This window comes from Enterococcus spodopteracolus (assembly GCF_030441955.1).
GTDB lineage: Bacteria > Bacillota > Bacilli > Lactobacillales > Enterococcaceae > Enterococcus_B > Enterococcus_B spodopteracolus.
In genome coordinates this window covers 1-305 of record NZ_JARJHD010000162.1, presented here as the reverse complement: position 1 = coordinate 305, position 305 = coordinate 1, and the positions used below count along the sequence as shown (strand labels likewise).

General features: G+C 51.1%; 1 pseudogene. It reads left to right on the top strand.

Annotated elements, in window-relative coordinates:
* Positions 1-305: pseudogene (locus P3R27_RS15020) on the top strand (transketolase); the annotation flags it as partial.

Below are 305 nucleotides of genomic sequence, written 5' to 3'. Positions count from 1 at the left end.
TGGTGTTCGTGAGTTTGCGATGGCATCAGCGATGAACGGGATCCAATTGCATGGCGGTACCCGGATCTATGGAGGAACATTCTTTGTCTTTGTCGATTATTTGCGACCAGCTGTGCGTTTAGCAGCGATCCAAAACACGCCAGTCATTTATGTCTTGACCCATGACTCTGTGGCAGTAGGTGAAGATGGCCCGACACATGAGCCAGTGGAACAATTGGCTTCGGTTAGAAGTATGCCAGGTGTCCATGTCTTACGTCCGGCGGACGGGAACGAAACTCGTGCAGCGTGGAAAGTTGCGATGGAAT